The organism is Nostoc sp. (genome assembly GCF_036917515.1).
Taxonomy (GTDB): domain Bacteria; phylum Cyanobacteriota; class Cyanobacteriia; order Cyanobacteriales; family Nostocaceae; genus Nostoc.
In genome coordinates this window covers 1-6,794 of record NZ_JBALDE010000178.1, presented here as the reverse complement: position 1 = coordinate 6,794, position 6,794 = coordinate 1, and the positions used below count along the sequence as shown (strand labels likewise).

The following is a 6,794-nucleotide window of genomic DNA, read 5'->3' as shown; positions in this document are numbered from 1 at the left end:
TCTTTTTCCATTTTTTCTAATCTCCGTAGACTTACAGTATGGACAATGCACAGTATGAACCCTCTCCTCATCCCTTTATTATGCAACACCAGAATCTGATAAATCATCGTAAGAATCTGAAAGAAGTTAAGTATTGGAATTCAGTACTCTTTAAATAGAAAGCACCAAGGAATTCCTGCGGACAGCACCGGAATGACCCCAAAACAAGTTCACTAACACCATAAGAATCTGAAAGCAGTCAAGCATTGAAACTTAATACACTTCAGATAGATAGAACAAAGAGCATCCAATGTAATTGGCACTGGACAGAGAGCGGCATACGAGTGCTCAAGCTTTTGCTGTTTATCATCAATTGCTTCAAACGAGGAGACTGTCCTCAACAACATTCTGCAACACAATTGTAATAGTTAAGCGCAGCTTACTTTATCATCCACAAAGGAGAAATCATGAAATCCGGCCAAAGCATTGTCGTAGAGCGACTGCAACAAGCACAGAACGCGCAAGACCTGGAAGCGTTTTTAGCCTGTTTTACACTTAACTTTCAGGGTGAGCAACCAGCTCATCCTGAGAAGGCTGTACACGGAGTTGAGGATGTCCGTAAGAATTGGTCTGCCATGTTCCACGACATCCGAGACTTTCACTCCGAGTTACTCCGTTCGGCAGTTGAGGGTGATACAGCCTGGGCTGAGTGGTACTGGTTTGGTACCTCAATCGCCATAAAGGTTTGGAGTTTTGTACTATTGACTAGTCTAAACTCCAGTTTTGAAACTTAGCGGGAAAATCAGAGAATGATTGCAGTTTTCTGCAATCCATATTGCTTTATTGTGCAATGGACTCTTCATGATTTGAGCAATTAACTTTGCATAAGCATCCAATGCACGATCAAGTATTTTTTTTTACTATATTTAGTAAACAGGCAAAAACATTGCTCTTTGAAGAAAATAAACAACTGAAAGAACAGAGGGGCCGGATCATATGGATAAAACTAGTTTCTTTTCAATAGAGCTAAAAATAAACTCATTAATTTATGCTGATTAACAAAAATTTTAGCGTCGGCGTAGCCCTTCCTAGACATCACATTGGGTCTTGGAAAGTAAATCAAACGATAAATACTGATTTTTTCGTTGGTTCTTAACCTTGATGGCGATCAAGACTAATTAAGATGCGTTTGCCCTGGGTCTTACCTAACGCTGTTTTATGACCTAAAAAGAGAAAAATTAGAAATCTTTGTTGTAATTAGTTTTTATAAATCTAGGCGTAGGTTGGTTGAGGAACGAAAACGAATACCAAGAATCCTTGATTTTGTTGGGTTTCACTTTGTTCAATCCAACCTCCAGTTTTTTCTTTTTTCAGAGTAATAAAAGAGTGCTAATTCGCTGACAGTATCATTATAAGGGGCGGCTTTCATCTACTCCTAAAGTAATGAGTTTGACCGTCGCCTTTTGTAAAAACGATAAGGACTCGTTATGAATCTATGTCTTGTTTGCAATAATAAAAAATACACAACTTTAGGTAGATTTTTCAATTGTAAAACTGTTTATAATAATAATTAAAGAATTTAACAAATACCTGAAAAACCTGAACTAAGTATTATTGAGGAATGCAAGCACTAGTAAGGTTTTTCCAAACATAGCGAGAGCTTTTGCTAATTCAGTTTATTTGCAATTGATCATCTTACTAATTATCTTTTTAGACCACATTAACTCTTACTAAGCAAAGGCTTCAAGTGAGCAAAAAATGTGAGTCGTAAATTGCATACAGTCAAGTCTTACACTCATAGCTAAACCCAGAATTACCAAGAACTTTGAAGTAACAAAGATATAGCAACAGTTTTTGGTGAATGAAAGAAGTTTTTGTAATAGAACTCAAATGATTATTGATCTCAGTCATTCCGTGCACAGTCTGCCTAAAGTCGCTACTTTAATAGCGATTCTGCAGGATAGAGCACTACACCAACCAGACTTTAAAGGTTATACGTTTTTGGAAAACGGAGAAACAGAATCAGACTGTCTAACTTATCAACAGTTAGATAAAAAGGCGCGGGCGATCGCAGCTCAATTACAGTCCTTTTTAGCTCCTGGTGAACGGGCTTTGCTGCTTTACCCACCTGGGTTGGAGTTCATTTGTGCGTTCTTCGGGTGTTTATATGCTGGGGTTGTGGCTGTTCCTGCTTATCCACCCCGACAGAATCAGTCACTATCTAGATTGCAAGCGATTGTGTCAGATGCCCAAGCGTCAGTAGCGCTGACCACTCAATCTCTTTTAGCTAATATAGAGAAGCGGTTAGCTGATAATCCAGAATTGAACGCTGTGCAATGGGTAGCTACTGATAACCTCAACAGCGACTTGGCGTCAAACTGGCAAGAACCGACTTTGTGCGAGAGTGACCTGGCTTTTCTCCAATACACTTCAGGTTCTACTGGAACACCGAAAGGGGTAATGGTGAGTCATGGTAATTTGTTGCACAATCAGCGAATGATTGAAAAGGCTTTTGGGCATACAAAGGAAACTGTTTTTGTCGGTTGGTTGCCCTTATTTCATGATATGGGACTGATTGGAAATGTACTGCAACCATTATATTTAGGCATACCATGCATTCTCATGTCGCCAGTAGCATTTCTACAGAAGCCTTTGCGCTGGCTGCAAGCAATTTCCCGCTACAAAGCGACAACTAGCGGTGGACCCAATTTTGCTTATGAACTATGTGCTCGCAAGATTACTTCCGAACAGCGCTCTACTCTTGATTTGAGCAGTTGGGAAGTGGCTTTTAATGGAGCTGAACCTGTCCGTGCAGAGACGCTGGCAGAATTTACAACCACTTTTGCATCTTGTGGTTTTCGTGACGAAGCGTTTTACCCTTGCTATGGGATGGCTGAGACGACCTTATTTGTTTCTGGGGGTTTGAAAACAGCTTTGCCAACAGTACTCTGTGTTGATGGAACAGCTCTTGAACAAAACCAGGTTGTAGCAGTTAGTAATGAGCATAAAGATGACCGGAAAATCGTTGGCTGTGGTCAGACTTGCTTAGAACAGAAAATTGCGATTGTTGATCCCAATTCTTTAACCTTGTGTAGTGCTGACCAAGTAGGAGAAATTTGGGTTCATGGTTCTTCTGTTGCTGGTGGCTATTGGAATCGACTTGATCTGACCCAAGAAACTTTTAACGCACAACTACAAGATACTGATACTGAATCTAAACCATTTTTACGCACTGGAGATTTAGGATTTTTGCACGATGGTGAATTATTCATTACAGGGCGACTTAAAGATGTAATAATTATCCGAGGAAGAAATTATTATCCTCAGGATATTGAACTAACAGTAGAGAAGAGTCATCCAGCACTGCGACCTAGTTGTGGATCTGTTTTTACGATTGAGGTAAATGGAATTGAACAGCTGGTTGTTGTTCAAGAGTTAGAACGGAGTTATTTACGAAAATTAGACACCAATGAGGTGCTGAGAAATATTCGCCAAGCGATAACAGCAGAATATTCTCTACAGATTTATAGCATCGTACTGATTAAGACTGCAAGTATCCCTAAAACTTCTAGTGGTAAGATTCAACGTCAAGCCTGTCGATCTAAATTTCTAGCTGGAGATTTGGATGTTGTCAGTGAATGGAGTGAAAATCCTCGGCATCAAGTCAAATTTATGAATTTGCAGTCTGATATCGAATTAACTTTGAACCAATTATCAACTGTCAGTAGTGAGAAAAGTAAGTCTTAATTAGTTTAGCAATTGTTAAACTAATTAAGTATTTCTAAAAAAATGTCAAAACGAAGGACATACTTGTTAGTAAAATAAACGGAGATAAAAAAATGGTTGATTTAAATTTTCAAACGAGTAACTCTGATTTAGAGACTAATAATGCCTATCACGTGGAAGCCTCACCTGAAAAGGTTAAGACTACAGCAGAAATTCAAGCGTGGTTAGTGTCCTACCTAACAAATGTATTAAAAATTAATCCAAATGAGATTGATGTTACACTTCCCTTTGACTACTACAACATGGATTCTGCGTCTGCCATTGGATTGAGTGGAGAGATAGAGGAATGGCTTGAATGCGAATTTGAACCAACTTTGCTGTACGACTATCCAACTATTGAAACTTTAACAAAGTATTTAGCTAACAGCTTATCTATTAAGCAGTAAGTTGTTGATCAAAACCGAAGTAAAAATGAAGTATTTGATAAGGTGAAAACAATGCGAAATATCATCAGCGATCCAAACACAAGTATGCCAATTCCCAAATTTACTGTAGAAAAGGAAATCAAACGTATTAAAATTGTTGAAAATAACTACCAGAATAACCTGGATTCTGACTACACTGAGAAAATTAAGGAGCTAGACCACAATTTCAAATATGAAGAAAACAGTAAAAATTATTGGAATCCTCCTGAACTTTCACTTCTTTACGGAACACCCTTTTATGAAGTTGCTTCTCCATCTCAAAAAATAGCACTTAATCATCAATTTTGGATGTCAAACTATAGCCTTACCGCTTATAGTGAAATGGAAACAATTGACTATAACCTAATAACAGCAGATTGTTTCTCTGCTTTAGGCGGTAATTATAAAATTCTTGCTGAACAGCTTGAGCATGAAGCGGTTCAAGAACGTGTTCATATTCATGCTTTCTTCAAAGTTAATTTCCAAATTTTGAAAAATTTGTTAGGCAAGGAAGCTTTTACTAATAATTTGCTGGAAAACAAGCCTGCCAACAATAGTCAAATAAATTTGCAAATTGCAAATTTTCAGTATCATAGTCTACGCTTTTTATCGACCCTAATGTCCGATAAAAGAAAACATTATGTCTCTCCTCATTTGAAAAAACTAGAAGCCAAAAATAAATTATCTGTAACGACTACCAATGGTTTTTTCCATGGATACGGAATGCTTCCTTCTTCTTTCACCCGATTCTTTGCATCTAGTTGGGGCAGTTCACCCTTCTTAGCTAGCCAATACTATACGTTACGTTATCTTGCTAATATGCTTTTGAAGAATCAAGAACATACTATACATTTGTATTTCAAAAAACTTCAGAAGCAAGGCGAGTATATTCCAGTACCAACTGCTATTTCCCACTACCACTTTTTAGATGAATCTTTCCATACAACGACATCTTTATTCCTAGCTCGAGATTTACGTAAGAGCTTCCCAGCGCCAACTGCTCACGAGAAATTACTGATTAATTGGGCAGTTTATGTCATTCAAAAGAATAACCTTGGCCATATATCGGGAGTAATCAAAAATCGCTTTTTTGGAGATGATTTATCAGGAATGTTCTATATTTATAAGGTGTTTAGGAGCACTTTATTTAATCTGTCTCACGAAGAAGCCGTTCAATGGGTTGAGAAATGTTTCTGTCAAGAACACGAAGGCTTTCATCAGTCAGTTAAATGCCACCAGCGTCTTCAGTTAGATATACGTAAACTTTGTGAAAATCTTGAATATCTATGGCCAATTAACCGCGAAATGCGTCTCATGGCTTCAGGAGGAACGGTTGACAAAGCTATTAGAGATAATATCAAGACATTCAAACAGTTCTCTAAGTTAGTTGCTTCAGCTGAGTGATAGAATCACCAATCAGTGGGATAGCATCTTTGCAGTCTGTAGAAATATACTTAGCCCTTGAAGCAGTTGCAGGTACGTAAATTATCGTAGGTCTGAAATGGAAGCTATAGCGATTATAGGCATTGGCTGTCGTTTTCCGGGTGCTAACCACCCAGAAGCCTTCTGGCATCTACTAAGAAACGGTGTGGACGCCGTTAGTGAGGTGCCATCAGAGCGATGGGATATTGATACCTTATACGATCCAAACCCAGCGACACCGGGAAAAATGAATACCCGCTCTGGCAGTTTCCTAGAGCAAGTAGATCTATTCGCTCCTGGCTTCTTTAGGATTTCCCCCCGTGAAGCAGAGCGAATGGATCCCCAGCAAAGGCTAATTTTAGAGGTAGCCTGGGAAGCTCTAGAAAATGCTGGACTAGCACCAGACAAACTAGCTCAGAGCCAGACGGGGGTTTTCATGGGCATCAGTAGCCATGACTATGGCGTTTTGCAAACCAAGAATATCGACCAGATAGATGCCTATAATGGTACGGGAAACGCCTTTAGTATTGCTGCAAATCGTCTGTCATACTTCCTGAATCTGCATGGACCAAGTGTGACAATAGATACTGCTTGCTCTTCTTCATTGGTTTCACTACATTACGCCTGTCAGAGTTTGCAGATTGGAGAGTCTGAGCTTTGCTTGGTTGGAGGTGTGAACCTGATTTTATCTCCAAATAATCATATTGTTTTCTCACTGGCAGGTATGATGTCAGCAGATGGGCGTTGTAAAACTTTTGACGCTAATGCTGATGGTTATGTCAGAGGCGAAGGCTGTGGTGTACTTGTCCTCAAACGTCTTTGGGAAGCTCAAAGAGATCAAGACAATATTCTGGCAATTATCAAAGGTTCAGCAGTTAACCAAGATGGTCTTACCAATGGACTTACAGCTCCTAATGGTCTTTCTCAACAAAGAGTAATCCGTCAAGCCTTGAAAAGTGCTGGAGTGGCACCAGCGCAGATTAGCTATGTTGAAACCCACGGTACTGGTACCCCTTTGGGAGATCCTGTTGAGGTTAGAGCTTTAAAAGCTGTGCTAATGGAGGATCGTTCTTTAGAGCAGCCTTGTTATATTGGTTCAGTTAAAACCAATATTGGTCATTTAGAAGCTGCTGCAGGAATTGCTGGATTGATCAAGACGGTACTTTCACTACAACATAAACAGATTGCACCGCACTTGCACTT

5 protein-coding genes are annotated in these 6,794 nt (G+C 39.2%); all 5 read left to right on the top strand.

Translation table 11 applies throughout. The features are described 5' to 3' along the window. Positions 1–446: 446 nt before the first annotated feature. Positions 447–773, top strand: a complete 327-nt coding sequence (locus V7K89_RS23825; protein WP_335191553.1) for a nuclear transport factor 2 family protein — start codon at positions 447–449, stop codon at positions 771–773. A 1,096-nt stretch (positions 774–1,869) separates the two neighbouring features. After that, a complete protein-coding gene (locus tag V7K89_RS23820) occupies positions 1,870–3,726 on the top strand; it encodes a fatty acyl-AMP ligase (RefSeq protein WP_335191550.1) in 1,857 nt (618 codons plus the stop codon). A 92-nt stretch (positions 3,727–3,818) separates the two neighbouring features. Further along, on the top strand, positions 3,819–4,151 hold the full coding sequence (locus tag V7K89_RS23815) for an acyl carrier protein (RefSeq protein WP_335191548.1): 333 nt from the start codon (positions 3,819–3,821) through the stop codon (positions 4,149–4,151). 51 nt (positions 4,152–4,202) lie between these two features. Then, positions 4,203–5,573, top strand: a complete 1,371-nt coding sequence (locus V7K89_RS23810; protein WP_335191546.1) for a hypothetical protein — start codon at positions 4,203–4,205, stop codon at positions 5,571–5,573. Positions 5,574–5,679: 106 nt separating this feature from the next. Next, positions 5,680–6,794: type I polyketide synthase (locus V7K89_RS23805; RefSeq protein ID WP_335191555.1), on the top strand; the 1,115-nt coding region annotated here is incomplete at its 3' end.

What these genes read in the sequence shown, in the direction of transcription:
- V7K89_RS23825 (WP_335191553.1), top strand. Translation starts at nt 447, where the DNA reads ATGAAATCCGGCCAAAGCATTGTCGTAGAGCGACTGCAACAAGCACAG.
- V7K89_RS23820 (WP_335191550.1), top strand. Translation starts at nt 1,870, where the DNA reads ATGATTATTGATCTCAGTCATTCCGTGCACAGTCTGCCTAAAGTCGCT.
- V7K89_RS23815 (WP_335191548.1), top strand. Translation starts at nt 3,819, where the DNA reads ATGGTTGATTTAAATTTTCAAACGAGTAACTCTGATTTAGAGACTAAT.
- V7K89_RS23810 (WP_335191546.1), top strand. Translation starts at nt 4,203, where the DNA reads ATGCGAAATATCATCAGCGATCCAAACACAAGTATGCCAATTCCCAAA.